Below are 21,118 nucleotides of genomic sequence, written 5' to 3'. Positions count from 1 at the left end.
ACAGTGCAAATCCATCATCAGCATTTCGGCGAGCAAGACAGCTGGCTCTTTCGCGAAGGCACCCATGCCCGCATGCACGACAACCTCGGCTGTCACCTGCATGCGGACGGCAGCGGCGCCACCTTTGCCGTGTGGGCGCCCAATGCGCAGGCCGTGTCGGTCATCGGCGACTGGAACGGCTGGGACGACAGCGCGCTGCGCATGCACCCGCGGCCCGATGGCAGCGGCATCTGGGAGGCCATCGCACCCAAGGCCACGCAGGGGCAAGCCTACAAGTACCGCGTCTTCTCGCAATTCAACGAGTATGTGGTCGACAAGGCCGACCCCTTCGCGTTCTGCGCGGAGGCGCCGCCGGCCACCGGCTCGCGCGTGTGGTCGCTGGACCATGAATGGCATGACGGCAACTGGATGGCCACGCGAGGCGCATGCAATGCGCTGGATGCGCCGATGTCCATCTACGAAGTGCACCTCGGCTCGTGGAAACGCCGCGACGGCCAGATGCTCAGCTACCGCGAACTCGCGCACCGCCTGGCCGACTATGCGGCCGACATGGGCTTCACCCACGTCGAGCTGATGCCCGTCACGGAACACCCTTTCTATGGTTCCTGGGGCTACCAGACCACCGGCTACTTCGCGCCGACCGCGCGCTACGGCACGCCGCAGGACTTCATGGCCTTCGTCGACCACCTGCACCAGCGCGGCATCGGCGTGCTGCTGGACTGGGTGCCCTCGCACTTCCCGACCGATGAACACGGCCTCGGCTATTTCGACGGCACGCACCTGTTCGAGCATGCCGATCCGCGCCAGGGCTTTCATCCGGAGTGGAACTCCAGCATCTTCAACTACAGCCGCAATGAGGTGCGCAGCTTCCTGATCTCGTCGGCGCTGTTCTGGCTGGAGCACTACCACCTGGACGGGCTGCGCGTCGACGCCGTCGCCTCGATGCTCTACCTCGACTACGCGCGCAAGCACGGCGAGTGGATTCCCAACCGGAACGGCGGGCGTGAGAACCTCGAAGCCATCGAGTTCCTGCAGGACCTCAACCAGGCCATCTACCGCGAGCAGCCCGACACGGTGCCCATCGCCGAGGAATCGACGGCCTGGCCGCTGGTCACGCGTCCTGTCGACATGGGTGGGCTCGGCTTCGGCATGAAGTGGAACATGGGCTGGATGCACGACACGCTGAAGTACTTCAGCAAGGACCCGATCCATCGCCGGCACCACCACGACCAGCTGACCTTCTCGCTGGTCTATGCCTTCAACGAGAACTTCGTGCTGCCGCTTTCGCACGACGAGGTGGTGCACGGAAAGGGGTCGCTGATCGGCAAGATGCCGGGCGACAACTGGCAGCAGTTCGCCAACCTGCGCGCACTGCTTGGCTACATGTGGGGGCATCCGGGCAAGAAACTGCTGTTCATGGGCGGCGAGTTCGGGCAGCGGCGCGAATGGACGCATGACGGCGAACTGGAATGGTGGGTGACCGAACTGTCGGACCATGCCGGCCTCCAGGCCTATGTACGGCAACTCAACCGCGTGCTGCGCGAGGAGCCCGCGCTGCACCAGCTCGACTTCTCCTCCGAAGGCTTCGAATGGTTGCAGGCGGACGAGGCCGAAACCAGCGTGCTGGTGTTCCTGCGCAAGCCGCTCGCGGGCGGCACTCCCGTGCTGATCGCTTGCAATCTGACCCCGTTGCCGCGTACAAACCATTGCGTGGGTGTGCCCACGGGGGGCGTCTGGCGAGAACTGCTCAACAGCGACGCGAAGGAGTTCGGCGGTGCGGGCTGGGGCAACATGGGCAGCGTGCAAGCTGCACCGCTTCCCGTCGGCCGCCACCCCTATACGCTGACACTGACGCTGCCACCGCTGTCCACGTTGATGCTGAGGCCCGCTGCTCATGACTGAATTGCATACCCCGGTCCTTCTCACGCCCACGCTGCCAGGCATGCCCGACGACGGCCATGCGCGCGCCGTCATCGACGCCGTGCTGCCGGTGGTCGACGGCGGGCGCTTCGCGGTCAAGCGCACCGCCAGTGAAAAACTGGAGGTGAAGGCGCATTGCTTCGCCGACGGGCATGACGTGCTTCGCGTGCTGCTGCTGTGGCGCGCCGACGGCGGCGCCACGCATGAAGTGCCGATGGTGCTGCTGAACAACGACATCTGGGAAGCCGACTTCACCGCGCCCACACCCGGGCGCTACAGCTATGGCGTGGTGGCCTGGGTCGACTCGTTCGCGTCGTGGCGGCATGAGCTCACGCGGCGCGTCGACGAAGAGGACATCCGCGTCGCGGTGCAGGTGGGCGCCATCGAAGTGGCCGCGGCGTCGGGCCGGGCCTCGGGCGCGGACCGGCAGGCATTGACCCAATGGGCGCAGGCCCTCGATCGCGACGCAGCAGACCGGGCCATCGACGGCGCGGCGCTCAAGGCGCAGGCGCTCGACCGGGACCTGGCCGAGCTGGCCGGGCGCTATCCGGACCGGCGCTTCCAGACGCGCTCGGCCGAGTTGCCGCTCATCGTCGACCGCGTGCGGGCCCGCTTCAGCAGCTGGTACGAGTTGTTCCCGCGGTCCACCGGTGCACCGGGCACGCACGGCACGCTGCGCGACGTCGAGAGCCGCCTGCCGGCCATCGCGAAGATGGGCTTCGACGTGCTGTACATGCCGCCGATCCACCCCATCGGGCGCATCGACCGCAAGGGCAAGAACAACACGCTCGTGACCGAGCCCGGCGACGTGGGCAGCCCCTGGGCCATCGGCGCTGCCGAGGGCGGGCACAAGTCGATCCTGCCGGAACTCGGCACGGCGGAGGACTTCCGTCACCTGGTGGCGGCAGCGGCCACGCATGGCATCGACATCGCGCTCGACATCGCGTTCCAGTGCGCACCCGACCATCCCTACGTCAAGGCGCATCCCGGCTGGTTCCGCTGGCGCCCCGACGGCACCGTGCAGTACGCCGAGAATCCGCCCAAGAAGTACCAGGACATCTATCCCTTCAACTTCGAATGCGATGACTGGCAGGGCCTGTGGATCGAGCTCAAGAGCGTGTTCGACCACTGGATCCACGAGGGCGTGAAGATCTTCCGCGTCGACAACCCGCACACCAAGGCCTTCCCGTTCTGGGAGTGGTGCATCACGCAGATCAAGCGCGAGCATCCCGGCGTGATCTTCCTGGCCGAGGCCTTCACGCGGCCCAAGGTGATGCACCGGCTGGCCAAGCTCGGCTATTCGCAGTCCTACACCTACTTCACATGGCGCAACACCAAGGAAGAACTGACGAAGTACTTCACCGAACTCTCGCAGGGCCCGGGCTACGAGTACTTCCGCCCCAACGTCTGGCCCAACACGCCGGACATCCTGCACGAGCAGTTGCAGACGGGCGGGCCGGGCATGTTCCGCCTGCGCCTGGTGCTGGCCGCCACGCTGGCCGCGAGCTACGGCATCTACGGCCCGGCGTATGAATTGCTGGAGCACTTGCCGCGCGGCCCGAACAGCGAGGAATACCTGGACTCCGAGAAGTACCAGATCCGCAGCTGGGACCACGACCGCCCCGACAGCATCGCCCCCCTGATCGAGCGCGTGAACCGCATCCGCCACGACAACGTCGCCTTGCAGTTCAACCGCAGCCTGCGCTTCCTGCCGGTGGAGAACGACCAGTTGCTGGCCTACGCGAAGGAATCCGACGACGGCCAGAACATCGTCGTCACGGTGGTCAACCTTGATCCGCACAACGCGCAATACGGATGGGTCCATCTCACGGCCGATTCCATCGGCGTGGACCCTGGCGGCACTTGGCAGATGCATGATCTGCTCAGCGACGAGCGCTACCAATGGCAGGGCGACTGGCACTACGTGCGCCTTGACCCGCACCACACGCCTGCGCACATCATGCTGGTGCGGCGCCGCACGCGCAGCGAGCAGGACTTCGACTACTACCTCTAGGGGCATCAAGAACATGAACGCCAATGTCCCCGCCCTTGCCCTCGAAACGCCAGAGGTCGATCACACCAGCGACCCCCAGTGGTACCGCGACGCGGTGATCTACCAGCTCAACGTCAAGGCCTTCTTCGACACCGACGGCGACGGCATGGGCGACTTCAAGGGGGTCACAGCCAAGCTCGACTACGTGAAGGACCTCGGCGTCAACACGATCTGGCTGATGCCCTTCTACCCATCGCCTTTGCGCGACGACGGCTACGACATCGCCGAGTACGAGGACGTGCATCCGCAGTACGGCACGCTCGCCGACTTCCAGGAGATGCTCGACGAGGCGCACAAGCGCGGCCTGCGCGTGATCACCGAGCTGGTCATCAACCACACCTCGGACGCGCATCCGTGGTTCCAGGCCGCGCGCAACGCGCCGCCGGGCTCGCCCGAGCGCAACTTCTACGTGTGGAGCGACACCGACCAGATCTACCAGGGCACGCGCATCATCTTCACCGACACCGAGACCTCCAACTGGACCTGGGACCCGGTGGCCAAGCAGTTCTTCTGGCACCGCTTCTTCAGCCACCAGCCGGACCTCAACTTCGACAACCCGGCGGTGCTGGAAGCGATCTTCAAGACGATGCGCTTCTGGCTCGACATGGGCGTGGACGGCTTCCGGCTCGATGCGATCCCCTACCTGGTCGAGCGCGACGGCACCAGCAACGAGAACCTGCCCGAGACGCACGCCGTCATCAAGAAGATCCGCGCTGCCATCGACGCCGAATACAAGAACCGCTTCCTGCTGGCCGAGGCCAACATGTGGCCCGAGGACGTGCGCGAGTACTTCGGCAACGGCGACGAATGCCACATGGCGTACCACTTCCCGCTGATGCCGCGCATGTACATGTCGATCGCGCAGGAAGACCGCGATCCGATCGTCGAGATCATGCAGCAGACACCCGACATCCCCGAGGGCTGCCAGTGGGCCGTGTTCCTGCGCAACCATGACGAGCTGACGCTGGAGATGGTGACCAGCCGCGAACGCGACTACATGTACACCACCTATGCCTCCGACAAGCGCGCGCGCATCAACCTCGGCATCCGGCGGCGTCTCTCGCCCCTGATGGACAACGACAAGGACCGCATCAAGCTCATGAACGGCATGCTGCTGTCGATGCCGGGCTCGCCGATCATCTACTACGGCGACGAGATCGGCATGGGCGACAACGTGTTCGTCGGCGACCGCAACGGCGTGCGCACGCCGATGCAATGGGCGCCCGACCGCAACGCCGGCTTCTCGCGCGCCGACCCGCAGCGCCTCTACCTGCAGCCGATCATGGACCCGATGTACGGCTACGAGTCCGTCAACGTCGAGGCCCAGCTGCGCGACAACAGCTCGCTGCTGCACTGGACGCGCCGCATGCTCGCGGTGCGCAAGACCAGCAGCGCCTTCGGCCGCGGCAAGAAGGTCTTCATGCGCCCCGGCAATCGCAAGGTGCTGGCCTACCTGAGCCTGTTCGAGGATGACGTGATCCTGCAGGTGTTCAACCTGTCGCGCGCCGCGCAGCCGGTGGAGCTGGACCTGTCGGCCTACAAGACACGCGTGCCGGTCGAGATGCTGGGGCGCACGAGCTTCCCGCCCATCGGCGAGCTGCCCTACCTGCTGACCATGCCGTCCTACGGCTTCTACTGGTTCAAGCTCACCACCGACGCGCCGATGCCCGTGTGGCATCAGGAGGAAGTGGGCTTGCGCGACCGGCCCACGCTGGTGCTGTTCGACGGTTGGCAAAGCCTGTTCCGCGAAAGCGTGATGCCGTGGCGCATGGCCATGGCCGACCGACTGCGCGAGCAGGTCGAGTCCGATCTGTTCGCGCGCCACATCGAGGTGCAGCGCTGGTACGGGTCCAAGGGCAGCGCCATCGCACGCACCACCATCGGCGAGCACGCGGTGTGGGAACGCGGCCGGCTGCGCTGGATGCTGCCGCTGCTCGACGTGCAGGCCGCGGACGGCCCCTCGACCTACTTCATGCCGCTCGCCCTGGCCTGGGAAGACCACGACGAAGAACGCATGAAGCAACTCACGCAGGCCGTCATCGCCAAGGTGCGCCAGCAGGCCGAAGTGGGCCTGATGGGCGACGCTTTTTATGACGAAGCCTTCTGCCGCGCCGTGGTGATGGGCATCGCGCAGGGCCTGGTGCTGCCGGCCACGCATGGCGAGATCCGCTTCACCTCCACCGGCGCCCTGGTCGACGTGACCGACGAGGACATCGATGCGCTCGAGGTCAGCAAGCCCAGCGCCGCCAGCAGCAACACGGTCGTCACGCTCGGCGACCAGTTGTTCCTCAAGGGCTATCGCCGCCTGCACGAAGGCGTGAACCCGGAACTGGACGTGGGCCGCTATCTCACGCAGGTGGCGCGCTTCGCCAACTGCGTGCCGGTGGCCGGGGCCATCGAATACCACGGCGCCGACGGCAAGGTGATGACGCTCGCGCTGCTGCAGGCCTATGTGCCGAACCAGGGCGATGCATGGGACTACACGCTGGGCTACCTGGACCGCGTGCTGGCGGAACAGCGCGACCTGCCCGAAGGCGGCACGGTCGTCGACCACGGCGCCTTCCTCAAGCTGACGCGCGTGCTGGGCCAGCGCACCGCCGAACTGCACCTGGCCTTCGCGCGTTCTCAAGGCGACCCCGCATTCGACCCCGAGCCGCTGGTCGCCGCGGACCGTATCTCGCTGCGCGACAGCGCAGCTGCCGAGGCCCGCCGCAGCTTCGACATGCTGCGCCAACGCCTGCACGGCCTGCCGCCGGAGGCGCAGCTCGATGCCGAACGCCTGCTGGGGCGCGAAGCCGCGTTGCTGCAGCGCATCGAGGCCTTCCCAACGGAGGCGAGCAGCCCGGTCGCCTTCAAGACCCGCTTCCACGGCGACTACCACCTGGGCCAGGTGCTGGTCTCGCGCAATGATTTCGTCATCATCGACTTCGAGGGCGAACCGGCCCGCAGCTTTGACGAGCGGCGCGCCAAGACATCGCCGCTGCGCGACGTGGCCGGCATGCTGCGCTCCTTCAACTATGCGCGCTGGTCCTCGCTCAAGCGCAACGCGCAGAACCCGGAGGAACTGGCCCGCCTCGACATCGCCGCCGCCGACTGGGAGCAGCAGGTGCGCCAGGCTTTCCTGGGCGGCTACGTCGACACGCTGGCCGCGGCCGGCGCGGCGCCACCGGAGCCGGGGATGCTGTCGCTGTTCGAGATCGACAAGGCCATGTACGAGCTTCGCTACGAGTTGAACAACCGGGTCGACTGGGTCCAGGTGCCGATGCAGGGCCTGCAGGCACTGGCCACCGGCGCCGATGGTCCACGGATTGAAGCAAGAGGAGATGTCGCATGAACCAGTTCCAGATCGGCCTCGAGCCGCTGCGCGCCTTCCTGTTCCAGATCGGCGCCTACCTGCCGCGGCTGTTCTTCGCGGCCGTGGTCATCGTGGCCGGCTGGCTCATCGCCAAGGTGGTGCGCTTTGCCGTCACCAGGGGGCTGCGGGCCGCCAACTTCGGCTTGCTGACGCAGCGTTCGGGAATGGACAACTTCCTCAAGCAGGGCGGCCTCAGCAAGGACACCAGCGACCTGATCGGCCTGCTGGCCTACGGCATGGTGCTGCTGGCCGCGCTGATCATCGCGTTCAACGGCCTGGGGCTGACCTACATCACCGACCTGCTCGGCCGCGTGATGTGGTTCGTGCCGAACATCTTCGTCGCCCTGCTGGTGCTGGCCTTCGGCTCCTACTTCGCCAAGTTCGTGGGCGATGCGGTCGTCCATTACGGCCGCAGCGCCAAGCTGGCGGATGCGACCTTCTTCGGCAAGGTGGCGCGCTACGCGATCATGATCTTCGTGGTGCTGATCGCGCTGGACCATGTGAAGGTCGGCGGCGACATCGTGCGCGAGAGCTTCCTCGTGATCCTGGCCGGCGTGGTGTTCGCGCTGGCGCTGGCCTTCGGCCTGGCGGGCAAGGACTGGGCCGCGGACCGCATCGCGCAATGGTGGCCGCATGGAGGCCGCGCCACGCCGCCCGCGCCCGCCACGACGCCGCAACGCGACATTCCCCCTGTGGCGCCCGCGGAAAGCGCCTTCGAGGCGCCAGCAGCGCCGGCCAGCGAACAGGCCGCCGCCACCAGCCACGTGACCACGCTGCGCCCGCGCGGCCGGCCGCTCATCCAGAGCCGGCCCGCCGATCCACCGCCACCGCTTTGAAAGACCCAAGCCGCGCATGAACCATGTTCACGCCATGCCCTTCGGAGCCTCCGTGCTCGACGCTGGCGTGAGATTCAGCTACTGGGCCCCAGACGCAGAACGCATCGGGCTCGAACGAGGTGAGCAGCCGCCCGTGCCCATGCAACGCACGGCGGATGGCTGGCACCGGCTGGACGTACCGCAGGCCCGCGCAGGCGAGCGCTATCGCTTCTGCCTGCCCGACGGCACGCGGGTGCCGGACCCCGCATCGCGGCGCAACCCGGTCGACGTGCACGGCGCCAGCGAGGTGATCGACCCACAAGCCTACGCCTGGCACGACGACGAGTGGCGCGGACGCCCCTGGACCGAGGCGGTCATCTACGAACTGCACATCGGCGCCTTCACACCGGAAGGCACTTTCGCGGCGGCACGCAAGCGCCTGGTCGACCTGGCCACGCTCGGCATCACGGTCGTCGAGCTGATGCCGGTGGCCGCCTCGCCGGGCCACCAGGGCTGGGGCTACGACGGCGTGCTGCTGTTCGCTCCCGATGCCTGCTACGGCACGCCGGACGAGCTGAAGGCTTTCGTCAATGCAGCGCACGACCTCGGCCTCATGGTGCTGCTGGATGTGGTCTACAACCACTTCGGCCCGGAGGGCAACTACCTGCACGCGGGCAGCCCCCACTTCTTCAATGCCGCGCACCAGACCCCCTGGGGCGCCGCCATCAACTACGACGGCGAAGAGGCGCGCACGGTGCGCGATTTCTTCGTGCACAACGCGCTGTTCTGGGTGGAGGAATACCGCTTCGACGGACTGCGCATGGATGCGGTGCACGCGATCCGCGACGACAGCCGCCCCGACATCGTCGAGGAGATCTGCACCGCGCTGCGCGACGGGCCCGGCCGCGAGCGCCAGGTCCACATCGTGCTGGAGAACGATGCCAATGGCGCGCGCTACCTGGCGCGCGACGCCGCCGGCCAGCCCCGTATCGCCACCGCACAGTGGAACGACGACCTGCACCATGCCGCCCACGTGCTGGTCAGCGGCGACACCGATGGCTACTACGCCGACTACACCGATGACCCCATCGGCCACTTCGGCCGTGCACTCGCGGAGGGCTTCGTCTTCCAGGGCCAGGCATCGCGCTTCCGCGACGGTGAAATGCGCGGCGAGCCGAGCACGCACCTGCCCTCCAACGCCTTCGTCTCCTTCCTGCAGACGCACGACCAGGTCGGCAACCGCGCCTTCGGCGACCGCATCGATGCGCTGGCCGATCCGGCGTTGCTGCGCGCAGCCTATGCCTGCCTGCTGTTGTCGCCGCATGTGCCGATGCTGTTCATGGGCGAGGAATACGCGGCCTCCACGCCCTTTCTCTACTTCTGCGACTTCGGCCATGAACTCGCTGCCGCGGTGTCGGACGGCCGGCGCGCCGAGTTCGGCAAGTTCGCAGCCTTTACCGACGAAGCCGCGCGGGCCCGCATCCCCGACCCCAACGCGGCCTCCACCTTCGAGGCTTCGAAGCTGAACTGGCAAGAGCGCTTGCACGGTCCGCACCGCGACTTCCTTGCCTTCATCTCGGAATTGCTGGCGATCCGCCGGCGCCTCGTCACGCCGCACCTGGCCAACCAGCGTGGCGGCGGGCAGTATTGGCGCGAAGGCGAGGTCCTGCGCGTCGATTGGTCGCTCGGCAGCGCGCGCCTGCGCCTGCTCGCCAACTTCGGCAGGAAGCCGCTCACCGGCATCCAGCCGCTGGCCGGCTCACCGATCTACGCCACCGGCCTCGCGCCCGCCGGCAACAACAACGAAACGCTACGCTTGGCCCCTGGCGCGGTCTGCGTCACGCTGCAGGAAAACAACCATGGATGAGGCTCCCGGCGAACACGAGGCATTGCATGCCCTGTGCGCCCACTTCGGCATTGCCACGGACTACCACGACATCTTCGGCCACCGGCATGTCATCGCACCCGACAACCTGCGCGCGCTGCTCGGCACCTTCGGCATCGACATCGCGCAGCCGCTGCAGCAGGGCCTGCGCGCCGTGCGCTCGGCCGCATGGCTGCTCGCGCTGCCGCCCGCCGCGGCCGTCGACGCCGGCCAGCCGCACTGGTCCCTCGGCGTTCGCGTGCCCGCCGCATTGGCTGAGGCGCACTGGACGCTGGTGGAGGAAAGCGGCACGCGCCACCGCGGCCATGTGCGCCTGCACGACTTCCACGAAGAGTCACGCACCGACGTGAATAGCGTGGCGCATTGCGAGCGCCGCGTCGCATTCACGGTGGCGTTGCCGATGGGCTACCACCGCCTGACGCTGGACGACCTGCCCGGCGAGACGCTGGTCATCAGTGCACCGCCGAATTGCTACAACCCGCCGGCCATGAAGGACGACGTGCGCGTGTGGGGCCCGGCGGTGCAGCTGTATGCGCTGCGCTCCAACCGCAACTGGGGCGTCGGCGATTTCACCGACCTGGCCCGCTTCGCGCAGCAGGCCGCGCAACGCGGCGCCGGCATCCTCGGCCTCAATCCGCTGCATGCGCTGTTCCCGCACAACCCGGCGCACGCGAGCCCCTACAGCCCGTCCTCGCGGGTGCAGCTCGACGTGCTCTACATCGACGTCGAGGCCGTCGACGAATTCCGCGAATGCGAGCCCGCGCAGCAGCGCGTGCGCGCGCCGGAATTCCAGGCGCGGCTGACCGCCCTGCGCGACACCGAACTGGTCGACTATCCCGGCGTCGCCGCGGCCAAGTTCGAGGTGATGGAACTGCTCTACGCGCACTTCCGCACGCAGCACATCGCCCACGGCACGACCAGCGCGGCGGCCTTCGACGCCTTCCGCGCCGACCGCGGCGATGCGCTGCGCAAGCACGGCTTGTACGAGGCGCTGCAGGAGCATTTCCACCAGTCCGATCCCGGCACCTGGGGCTGGCCCGTGTGGCCCGAGGCCTACCGGTCACCCGATACGCCCGAGGTCGCGCACTTCGCCGAGTCGCATGCCGAGCGCATCGGCTACTTCGAATACCTGCAGTGGCAGGCCGCGCGCCAGCTCGGCTACGTGCGCGAGCAATGCCAGGCGCTGGGCATGGCGGTCGGCCTCTACCTCGACCTGGCCGTGTCGGTCGACCGCGCAGGCTCCGACGCCTGGTGCGAGCGCGACCTGTTCGCGCTGGGCGCCAGCGTCGGCGCGCCGCCCGACGAGTTCAACCCCAACGGCCAGGGCTGGGGCCTGCCGCCGCTGCGGCCGGACAAGCTGCGCAGCAGCGGCTACCGCTTCTACATCGAGACACTGCGCGGCAGCATGCGCGGCGCCGGCGCCTTGCGCATCGACCATGTCATGGGCCTGATGCGCCTGTTCTGGATACCGCCCGACAAGACACCGCAAGATGGCGCCTACGTGCACTACGCGCTGCACGAGATGCTGGCCATCGTCGCCATCGAGAGCCAGCGCCAGCGCTGCATGATCATCGGCGAGGACCTCGGCACCGTGGCCGACGAGATGCGCGGCGCGCTGGCCCGCTTTCAGGTGCTGTCGTACCGCCTGCTGTACTTCGAGCGCAACCATGAAGGCGACTTCAAGGCGCCGGACGAATACCCGCGCCATGCACTGGTTGCCATCAGCACGCACGACCTGGCCACCCTCACCGGCTGGTGGGCCGGCCACGACCTGCGCCTGCGGCTCACGCTAGGCCTGTTCCCGAGCCAGGCCATCTTCGAGAAGCAGTTGTTCGACCGCGCCCAGGAGCGCGTCCGGTTGCTGCTCGCGGTGCAGCGCGTCGGCCTGCTGTCGGCCGATGCCGTGGTCGAGGCCACTGGCGCGCAAACGCTGTCGGCCGCCACCGTCACCGCCATCCACGCCTACCTCGCGAGCACGCCGTCGCAGGTGATGATGGTGCAGCTGGAAGACACGGTCGGCATGCTGGAGCAGGCCAACATGCCCGGCACCACCGACTCGCAACCCAACTGGCGCCGCAAGCTGCGCCTCGACCTGCCGCAACTCGCGGCCGACGTGCCGACGCTGCAGTTGTGCGAGGCGCTGGCCGCCATTCGTCCGCACCCCGCACCGCAGGCCGGTGCGCGCCGCAGCGCCGAGGCGGTGATCCCGCGCGCCACCTACCGCCTGCAATTCCACAAGGACTTCACTTTCGACGACGCCATCGCCGTGCTGCCCTACCTGGCGCGGCTCGGCGTGAGCCACATCTACTGCTCGCCGATCCAGCGCGCGCGGCCAGGCAGCATGCACGGCTACGACGTGGTCGCGCACGACGAGATCAATCCCGAGCTGGGCGGCCGCGAAGGCTTCGAGCGCTTCAGCGCCGCGCTCAAGTCGCACGGCATGGGGCAGTTGCTCGACCTGGTGCCCAACCACATGGGCGTGCTCGGCGCCGACAACGCCTGGTGGACCGACGTGCTGGAGAACGGTCCGTCGTCGCTCTACGCGCAGCACTTCGACATCGACTGGCACCCGCTCAACATCGAGCTGCAGGACAAGGTGCTGCTGCCCGTGCTGGGCGACCACTACGGCGACGTGCTGGGGCGCGGCGAACTGGTGCTGGTCTTCGATGCCGAGGCCGGCAGCTTCGCGCTCCACTACAACGAGCACCGCTTCCCGCTCGCGCCGGAGACCTGTCCGCGCGTGCTGCAGCGCGCCGAGTCGCGCATCGCCGATGCCGACATCGGCGCCAGCCTGGCCAGCGTCGCTGCATCCTTCGGCCACCTGCCGGCGCGCACCGCCACCGGGCCCGAAGCCGTGGCCGAGCGAGCGCGCGACAAGGAGGTGCTCAAGGGCCGGCTCGCGCGGCTCGTGTCCCGGCAGCACGACGTGGCGCATGCCATGGCCTCCGCCGTCGCGGAATTCAACAGCGCGGCCGAGCGCGACGCACTGCACGAACTGCTCGACGCGCAGGCCTACCGACTCGCCTTCTGGCGCGTGGCGGCCGACGAGATCAACTACCGCCGCTTCTTCGACATCAACGACCTGGCGGCCTTGCGCATCGAGCGCGAGCCGGTGTTCGAGGCCACGCACGGCATGGCGCTCGACCTGGCGGCCGCCGGCCTGGTCGACGGGCTGCGCATCGACCACCCCGACGGCCTGTACGACCCGGCCCAGTACTTCGAGCGCCTGCAGCATGGCTTCGCGCGGCGCGCCGGCATCGCGCTGCCGGGTCCGGATGCGCAGGGCCGGCCGGCGCGGCCGCTCTATGTGGTCGCGGAAAAGATCGCCGCCTCGCACGAGGAAGTGCCCGAGCAATGGCACGTGCACGGCACCACCGGCTACCGCTTTGCCATGGTGCTCAACGGCGTGCTGGTCGACACCGGCGCGGCCGACCGCTTCGACCGCATCTGGCGCAGCTTCACCGGCGTCGAGGCCTCCTTCGGGCAGCTCGCCTTCCTTGGCAAGCACGCCATCATGCGCAACGCACTGTCGTCGGAACTCAACGTGCTCTCGACCGAGCTGCTGCGCATCGCGCGCGCCGACCGCCACACGCGCGACTACACGCTCAACACGCTGCGCCGCGCGCTGGCCCAGGTGGCGGCCTGCCTGCAGGTGTACCGCACCTACATCATCGAGGCGCCCTCGGCGCAGGACTTCCACTACATCGAGCAGGCCGTCGCCCGGGCGCTCCAGCACAGCCCCGAGGCCGATGCCTCGGTGTTCGACTTCGTGCGCCGCACGCTGCTGGGCAAGGCGGTGGCGGATGCGCCTGCCGAACTCCATGCGCGCGTGTTGCGCTTTGCGATCCGCTTCCAGCAGTTCAGCGCGCCGGTCACGGCCAAGGGCGTGGAAGACACGGCCTTCTACCGCTACTTTCCGCTCAGCTCGCTCAACGAAGTGGGCGGCGAGCCTGCGCATTTCGGCATGACCGTGGCAGCCTTCCACGAGGCCAGCACCGACCGCGCCCGCCGCTGGACGCACACCATGCTTGCCACGTCCACGCATGACAACAAGCGCTCGGAAGACGTGCGCAACCGAATCAACGTCCTGTCGGAATTTCCTGCGGCCTGGCGCCTCGCCCTGCGCCGCTGGCGCGAGATGAATGCAGCGGCGCCCGGCAGCGCGGCGTTGCCCAGCGCGGCCGACCAGTACCTGCTCTATCAAACGCTGCTCGGCACGCTGCCGGCCGGCGGCCTGGACGACGACACCCGCGCGCCGTACATCGCCCGCATCGAACGCTACGCGCTGAAGGCCGCCCGCGAGTCGAAGGAGTTCACCAGCTGGGTCACACCGAACGCCGACTACGAAGCCGCGCTGACCGGCTTCGTGCGGCGCCTGCTGCCCCCTGCGCAAGACAATGCCTTCCTGCCCGACCTGCAGGCGATGAGCGCCACGCTCGCCTGGTTCGGCGCGCTCAACAGCCTGTCGATGACGCTCATCAAGTACACCTCGCCGGGCGTGCCCGACCTGTACCAGGGCAACGAGCTGATGGACCTGAGCCTGGTCGATCCGGACAACCGCCGGTCGGTGGACTATGGGCTGCGCGCGCAGTGGCTTGACGCACTGGCGGCACAGGCGCAGCAGCAACCCGCCGACATCCCGACGCTGGTGCGGGAGCTCGCGCAGTCACCGCACGACGGGCGCGCCAAGCTGTGGCTGACCTGGCGGCTGATGGGCTTGCGCAAGGAGGTGCCGCTGCTGTTCCGCGATGGCGGGTATGCGGGGCTGCACGCCCGGGGCGCCAAGGCGCAGCACATCGTGGCGTATGCGCGGCAGCACCGGGGGCAGGCGCTCGTGGTCATCGCGGGGCGCCTGTTCGCAGGACTGGAGGCCGACGCCGCCGATGCCGCCGCCGCGCAACGCCTGCCGCTGGGCACTGCGAGCTGGGGCGACACGGTGGTGAAGCTGCCGGGGTGGGCGGAGGGCACCCGCTTTCGCAATGTGCTGACCGATGAGACGCTGGTGATGGTGGACGGGGCCGTGCGGGTAAGTGAGGCGTTTGGCAGTTTGCCTGGCGCTGCGCTGGTCGCGCTGCCTGCTGCGTGAAGAAAACCGCCCGGGATCGTGGGCCTACGCAGGGGCGATGCGCTCCAGCGCTTCGCTCACCTTCACGATGACGATGCCCCGATGGCTGCCCATGATCAGCAAATGGCAGTCGCCGCTGACGATCAGGTTGGCCTGCGCGGCCACGGCCGCACGATGACGTGATCGTCGTCCGGGTCATTGGCCACCACGCGCGGTACTTCGCCAGGAGGCTGCACCAGCGCAACGATGAGCTCATACCTGCGCATCAGGGCAGTCACGTCGGTGTGCAGCAAGGCGAGGCGCTTGGCGAACCTTGGATAGTTCAGGGTATGTTCCAACTCGGCCAACACATCGCACTGCTGAACAACTCGATTCCCTCGTCGACCGCCTGCGACATCAAGCGCAAGGGAGGGCCGCTCCACAGCAGCGCGCCAATCACCACGTTGGTGTCAAGCAGCAGTCGTTGGTGACCGGGCGCTGCAGGCGCCGCCATCAGTTGGTGTTGCGCTGGCGGCGCTCGGCGCGCACCTCGCGCACGATGTCCACGATCTCTTGCTCGATCTCGGGCGTGTGCTCTTTGACCGGCTCACGCGCGTGCAGCGCTCTCAGGCCCTCGACGGCTTCGCGGCGCAGTTGCGCGCGCAGGATGGCTTCCATCTTCTCGGGCGAGAACAGGCCAGCACTTCGGGCTTGCTGGGCCAGTTGCTCGGGCAGATCGATTTGCACGGTGGTCATTCGGGGTTCCTCGCCGGGGGTGCGCAGGTTGCTTTTCAGGTTGTACCGCTGGTCGCCCCGGTTTGGCTGAACCAACCGCCGAAGTCCCTGATTCAGCAAGTGCCAGGCGTCCTTCTTCCGCTTGGCCTCAGGCGCAATGCATCGGGCTCGGCGCGAGCCCGCCCGAGGCCCACCACCAGAACCTGCCTTACACTTGCCGGCTCATGTCGTCCCATCCCCTCCCCCTCGCATCCAACGCCGCTCCCCGGCGCCGTGCGATGCCGCTCGCCTTCGCGCGAGCAGTGGATGCACGAATGATTACCACCATGACCGCCGCGGCCACCTGAGCACGCGCAGGTGGCCGCTTCGGCAGCCACCTGGTGTCTCTTCCGCTTCTCCAGCGAATCCCAAGAAACCCAGCTCTGGCAGCCGGGTTTTTTTGTTTTTGCCAGGAGAAGTTTCATGTATCGCGATCCCGTCCAGTCCTTCCAGCCCGAGCACCAGGTGCCGGCCAGTCTTCGCCCCCTGCGCGTGGGCATGATCGGCATCGGCACCGTTGGCGCCGGCACCTTCCGCGTGCTGCGCCGCAACCAGGCCGACATCGTCGCGCGCACTGGGCGCGGCATCGAGATCGTCATCGTCGCCGCCCGCCAGCTCGGCCGGGCTGCGGAGATCGTGGGCGACACAGGCGTGACGCTCACCGACGATCCGCTGCAGGTCGCCGCCCATCCCGGCATCGACGTGGTGGTCGAAGTGGCAGGCGGCACCGGCCCCGCGCGCGACTGGGTGCTGGCCGCCATCGCCCACGGCAAGCACGTCGTCACAGCCAACAAGGCCTTGCTGGCCGTGCATGGTACGGAGATCCTCGACGCCGCCCGGCGCAACGGCGTGGCCGTGGCCTACGAAGGCGCGGTGGCGGTGAGCATCCCCATCGTCAAGGCGCTGCGCGAAGGGCTGGCCGCGAACCGCATCGAATGGGTCGCCGGCATCATCAACGGCACCAGCAACTTCATCCTCTCCAGGATGCGCGACGAGGCGCTGGACTTTGACACGGCGCTCGCACAGGCCCAGGCGCTGGGCTATGCGGAGGCCGACCCGGCCTTCGATGTCGAAGGCACCGATGCCGCGCACAAGCTCTCCTTGCTGGCCGCCAATGCGTTCGGCATGCCGATCCGATTCGCCGATGCGCAGGTCGAGGGCATCACGGGCCTCTCGCGCCTGGACGTGGCCTGCGCCGAGCAACTGGGCTACCGCGTCAAGCTGCTGGGCATCGCACGGCGGCAGGCGCACGGCGTGGAACTGCGCGTCCAGCCCGCGCTGCTGCCCGCCACGCACCTGCTGGCGCAGGTGCACGGCTCCATGAACGGCGTCATGATCAAGGGCGATGCGGCCGGCATCACGATGTACTACGGCGCGGGCGCCGGCTCCGAGCAGACCGCCTCCGCAGTCATCGCCGACCTGGTGGACATCGCGCGGCTGGATGGCACCCGTGCCGCGCAACGCGTGCCGCACCTGGGCTTCCAGGCCCATGCGGTGCGTGATCTGCCGGTGCTCCCGCGCGCCGACGTGTGCGGCGCGCACTACCTGCGGATACCGGTGGCGGACGCCAGCCAGGCCGAGGCGATGGCCAACTGGCTGGCGGCGCGGCAGGTGCCCGTGCGCCGTGTTGCGCTCGCCGACGCGCAGCCCGGCATCGGCCCGCAAGTGCTGGTGCTGACCGAGACGGTGGTGCAGGCCGATCACGACCAGGCCGTGCAGGCGCTGCATGCCCATCCCGCGCTGGCGGGCCGGGTCACGACCCTGCGCGTGGAAGACTGGATGGCCTGAGAAGGTATGAATCTTCCTACTGCGGCCACCGATCTCGGGTGTGCGGTCCTCACCGCACGAGAGTGGGGTTCCGGTCCGCGAACCGGCCTCCCGGCAGGCGCCCTCGCTACGAAATCTTCACACCTTCTGACGCCACTCCTCCGAGGCGTCGGCCGGGGCGGCCTGCGCGCGCGTCCCGGCCAGTGATTTATTTGGCAGTTCCCGCAGCCCGCGCCAACGAAGCGCAGCCACTGAGAAACATTCACACCGTAATGTGTCTTGGTCGTGAACAATTGCCAAGCAACAGTGCCTCAACACCGTTCTTCCTCGATAGCATCGCGCCTCCAGGGATGTTTCAGGGAAGAAATCGATGAGTTCAACGAGAAGAAAGTTCGTGCTGTCGGCCGCCGCCGCAGCACTTGGCGCCGTCGCATTGACGGGCTGCTCGCGCAGTTCCATGCCGGAGGCGCCCAGGCCGGTCGTGAAGAAGATCCTCGTGCTGCCGGTGCTGCCGCCAGACCGCTTCTGGACCTACAACAACCTGATCGGCGGCGTCATCGCGTCGGCCATCGCCAATCGCATCAAGAGCAACATCTTCGACGAGAAGATGGCCTCCGAGCGCAACGCCATGGGCCCGAAGCTCACGGCCGCCCTCGTCGAGCAATTGCGCCGCCAAGGCTATGACGCCGAGGTGCTCGACTGGCCCGATCGCAAGGACCCCTACGCCGTCGACATCGACAAGCTGCCGGGGACCGCTCCCGTGCTGCACGTCTACTTCGGCGAAGCGGGCATGGATTCTGCCAAGTTCTCGCGCTACTACCAGCCGCGCGTCAACATCAGCGTGGACCTCGTGGGCCGTGGCACGGTCGGCTCGCTGTATGGCGAATCGATCTACTACGGCGCCGACGCGCGCGGCGAGGCCTCCTGGAGCGTGCCGGCGCCCGAGCGCTTCCGCTTCCCGGACTTCGAATCGCTGGTGGACCGCCCGGCAGAGGTCGTTGCCAGCATCGACGCCGGCATCCAGGGCCTTGCGCAGCAGGTGGCGCGCAACATCAAGGACCAGACCTGAAGAAGGTGTGAGCGAACCCGCCATGCTCGAAGTCATTGCCAAGACCCTGGGCCGCCTGGTGATGAGCGGCCTGCTGCTCGTCGCCTGGCACGCGTACAAACGCCACGCCGACGGGAGCAGTTCCGGCGACATCGATGCGTGGAACGCCATGGAATACGGGGCTGCCTTCCTGCTGGTCTGGGCAGCCTACCCCGTGCTGGCGCGCTTCGCCGGACCCGACGCCGAAAAGCTCCAGCAACAGGCGGCCATGCCCGAGGCCGCATGGGAAATCGCCTGCGAGAACGCCAGCGCCCGGGCCATCGCCCAGTACGGTCGGTCCGCAGGCGTCAGCCAGACCTGCCCGCTGTGCAAGGGCCTCGTCTCGGTGCGCGCCGTCGATGGCGGCATGTGGCTGTCGGTGGCCACCGACTGCGCCTGCCACAGGTGCGCGGGCAAGTTCCGGCTGCCCTCGCCTCGCGCCCGGAGCGCGGCGGTCCTCGCCAGGGGCCGCGACAGGCTCCGCGGCTTCGACGTGCCGACGACGCAGCCGGCTCAGTTGCTGCCGGACACGTCTTCCGAAGGCCAGTCGCGGATGTAGGCCTTGAGCATCTTGTTCTCGAAGTTCTGGCTGTCGACGACCGCCTTGGCCACGTCGTAGAAGCTGATCACGCCCATCAGCATGCGCTGGTCCATCACGGGCATGTAGCGGGCATGCTGCTCGAGCATGATGCGGCGGATCTCGTCGAGCTCGGTTTCCATGGTGCAAGTGACCGGATGGTCGTCCATGGCCTTGCGCACCAGCGTGCTGCCGACACCGCCGCCATTGGCCACGATGGCCTGGATCACTTCGCGGAAGGTGAGCATGCCCACCAGGTCGCCATGCTCCATGACGACGAGCGAGCCGATGTCCTTCTCGGCCATCGTGTTGACTGCCACCAGGAGCGTCTCGTCGGGCGTGACGGTGAACAAGGTGCTGCCCTTGACGCGCAGGATGTCGCTGACTTTCATGGTGGTTTTTCCTCTGCTGGGCGGTGGCGAATGCGAATTGAATATAGCCCACAATCATCGCCCACCGAGGCGCCCGCGCCGCCCACCGCATCGCTGCAGGGGTCGGCGGGTCGCGCCGAATTCCTGCCCCAACCAAAGGCCCTCATGCCAGGCTATTCCGATCCCGGTTTCGACACGCTCGCACTGCACGCGGGCGCGGCGCCCGACCCCGCCACCGGCGCGCGCGCGGTGCCGATCCACCTGACCACCTCCTTCGTCTTCGAGTCCAGCGACCATGCCGCTGCGCTGTTCAACCTGGAGCGCGCGGGCCATGTCTACAGCCGCATCAGCAACCCGACCAATGCGGTGCTGGAGCAGCGCGTGGCCGCGCTGGAAGGCGGCATCGGCGCCATCGCCACGGCCAGCGGACAGGCCGCACTGCACCTGAGCATCGCGACGCTGATGGGCGCCGGCTCGCACATCGTGGCCAGCACCGCGCTCTATGGCGGCTCGCAGAACCTGCTGCACTACACGATGCGGCGCTTCGGCATCTCGACCACCTTCGTCAAGCCCGGCGACCTGGACGGCTGGCGCGCCGCGATCCGCCCGGAGACGAAGCTGCTGTTCGGCGAGACGGTCGGCAACCCCGGTCTCGACGTGCTGGACATCCCCGCCGTGAGCGACATCGCGCATTCGGCGGGCGTGCCGCTGCTGGTCGACTCCACGCTGACCTCGCCCTACCTCATCAAGCCCTTCGACTGGGGCGCGGACCTGGTCTATCACTCGGCGACGAAGTTCCTCTCGGGCCACGGAACGGTGATCGGCGGGGTGGTGGTGGACGGCGGCAGCTTCGACTGGGAGCGCTCGGGCAAGTTCGCGGAACTGACCGAGGCCTACGACGGCTTCCACAACATGGTGTTCAGCGAGGAAAGCACGGTCGGCGCCTTCCTGCTGCGCGCGCGCCGCGAGGGCCTGCGCGACTTCGGCGCATCGATGAGCCCGCACACCGCGTGGCTGATCCTGCAGGGCATCGAGACGCTGCCGCTGCGCATGGAACGGCACATCGACAACACGCAGAAGGTGGTCGAGTTCCTGGCGGCGCATCCCTTCGTCTCGCATGTCGGGCATCCGCTGATCGAGTCGCATCCGAGCCATGCGCTGGCGAACAAGCTGCTGCGGCACGGGGCCAAGGGCGCGGGCGCGGTGTTCAGCTTCGACCTGAAGGGCACGCGCGAGCAGGGCAAGAAGTTCATCGAGGCGCTGAAGCTGTTCAGCCATCTGGCCAACGTCGGTGATTGCCGCAGCCTCGTGATCCACCCGGCCAGCACGACGCATTTCCGGATGACGGACGAGGCGCTGGCGGGGGCAGGGATTTCGCAGGGGACGATCCGCCTGTCGATCGGGTTGGAGGATCCCGCCGATCTCATCGACGACCTGAAGCGCGCACTCAAGGCCGCGGAGAAGGCGTGA

Annotated in this window: 13 protein-coding genes; 10 read left to right on the top strand and 3 right to left on the bottom strand. The window is 67.8% G+C overall.

Annotation, left to right across the window (positions count from 1 at the left end; genetic code table 11):
* Nucleotides 1-3: 3 nt before the first annotated feature.
* Genes glgB through HB681_RS15330 form a run of 6 tightly spaced genes read left to right on the top strand, consistent with a single transcriptional unit; the run spans nucleotide 4 to nucleotide 15,114 of the window.
* Nucleotides 4-1,902, top strand: a complete 1,899-nt coding sequence (gene glgB / locus HB681_RS15355) for a 1,4-alpha-glucan branching protein GlgB (protein WP_213955703.1) — start codon at nucleotides 4-6, stop codon at nucleotides 1,900-1,902.
* A complete protein-coding gene (locus HB681_RS15350) occupies nucleotides 1,895-3,934 on the top strand; it encodes an alpha-1,4-glucan--maltose-1-phosphate maltosyltransferase (protein WP_213955702.1) in 2,040 nt (679 codons plus the stop codon). The genes glgB and HB681_RS15350 overlap by 8 nt, the downstream gene beginning before the upstream one ends.
* A 13-nt stretch (nucleotides 3,935-3,947) precedes the next feature.
* Nucleotides 3,948-7,307 (top strand): maltose alpha-D-glucosyltransferase, encoded by a 3,360-nt coding sequence (treS, locus tag HB681_RS15345; RefSeq protein WP_213955701.1) that lies wholly within the window; start codon nucleotides 3,948-3,950, stop codon nucleotides 7,305-7,307.
* A complete protein-coding gene (locus tag HB681_RS15340) occupies nucleotides 7,304-8,164 on the top strand; it encodes a hypothetical protein (RefSeq protein WP_213955700.1) in 861 nt (286 codons plus the stop codon). The genes treS and HB681_RS15340 overlap by 4 nt, the downstream gene beginning before the upstream one ends.
* A 16-nt stretch (nucleotides 8,165-8,180) precedes the next feature.
* Nucleotides 8,181-10,010 carry a malto-oligosyltrehalose trehalohydrolase gene (treZ, locus tag HB681_RS15335; RefSeq protein WP_213955699.1) on the top strand — a complete coding sequence of 610 codons (1,830 nt, stop codon included), beginning with the start codon at nucleotides 8,181-8,183 and terminating at the stop codon, nucleotides 10,008-10,010.
* A complete protein-coding gene (locus HB681_RS15330) occupies nucleotides 10,003-15,114 on the top strand; it encodes a malto-oligosyltrehalose synthase (RefSeq protein ID WP_213955698.1) in 5,112 nt (1,703 codons plus the stop codon). Before treZ ends, HB681_RS15330 begins: the two co-directional genes overlap by 8 nt.
* Nucleotides 15,115-15,236: 122 nt before the next feature.
* Here HB681_RS15330 and HB681_RS15325 read toward each other — a convergent pair whose 3' ends face one another.
* Nucleotides 15,237-15,440, bottom strand: coding sequence for a hypothetical protein (locus tag HB681_RS15325; RefSeq protein WP_213955697.1), 204 nt, complete (start codon nucleotides 15,438-15,440; stop codon nucleotides 15,237-15,239).
* Between the two features lie 145 nt (nucleotides 15,441-15,585).
* Nucleotides 15,586-15,828, bottom strand: a complete 243-nt coding sequence (locus HB681_RS15320; protein ID WP_213955696.1) for a hypothetical protein — start codon at nucleotides 15,826-15,828, stop codon at nucleotides 15,586-15,588.
* A 441-nt stretch (nucleotides 15,829-16,269) separates the two neighbouring features.
* Here HB681_RS15320 and HB681_RS15315 point away from each other — a divergent pair, with 441 nt between their 5' ends.
* From HB681_RS15315 to HB681_RS15305, 3 genes are all read left to right on the top strand, one after another.
* The gene (locus HB681_RS15315; RefSeq protein WP_213955695.1) at nucleotides 16,270-17,634 is read left to right on the top strand and encodes a homoserine dehydrogenase; all 1,365 of its coding nucleotides are present in this window, start codon (nucleotides 16,270-16,272) and stop codon (nucleotides 17,632-17,634) included.
* A gap of 349 nt (nucleotides 17,635-17,983) precedes the next feature.
* Nucleotides 17,984-18,682: a hypothetical protein gene (locus tag HB681_RS15310; protein ID WP_213955694.1), complete on the top strand. Its 699-nt coding sequence runs from the start codon at nucleotides 17,984-17,986 to the stop codon at nucleotides 18,680-18,682.
* A gap of 7 nt (nucleotides 18,683-18,689) precedes the next feature.
* Nucleotides 18,690-19,259: a hypothetical protein gene (locus HB681_RS15305; RefSeq protein WP_213955693.1), complete on the top strand. Its 570-nt coding sequence runs from the start codon at nucleotides 18,690-18,692 to the stop codon at nucleotides 19,257-19,259.
* Here HB681_RS15305 and HB681_RS15300 read toward each other — a convergent pair.
* Nucleotides 19,214-19,669 carry a CBS domain-containing protein gene (locus HB681_RS15300; protein WP_213955692.1) on the bottom strand — a complete coding sequence of 152 codons (456 nt, stop codon included), beginning with the start codon at nucleotides 19,667-19,669 and terminating at the stop codon, nucleotides 19,214-19,216. The two genes, HB681_RS15305 and HB681_RS15300, sit on opposite strands and share 46 nt — an antisense overlap.
* 144 nt (nucleotides 19,670-19,813) lie before the next feature.
* On the opposite strand from HB681_RS15300, the gene HB681_RS15295 reads away from it, so the two are divergent.
* The gene (locus HB681_RS15295; protein ID WP_213955691.1) at nucleotides 19,814-21,118 is read left to right on the top strand and encodes an O-acetylhomoserine aminocarboxypropyltransferase; all 1,305 of its coding nucleotides are present in this window, start codon (nucleotides 19,814-19,816) and stop codon (nucleotides 21,116-21,118) included.

The sequence above is a fragment of the Variovorax sp. dw_954 genome (assembly GCF_018449755.1).
Taxonomy (GTDB): Bacteria; Pseudomonadota; Gammaproteobacteria; order Burkholderiales; family Burkholderiaceae_C; genus Variovorax.
The sequence above is the reverse complement of the archived record's forward strand: the minus strand, read 5'-3'. Positions and strand labels throughout refer to the sequence as shown.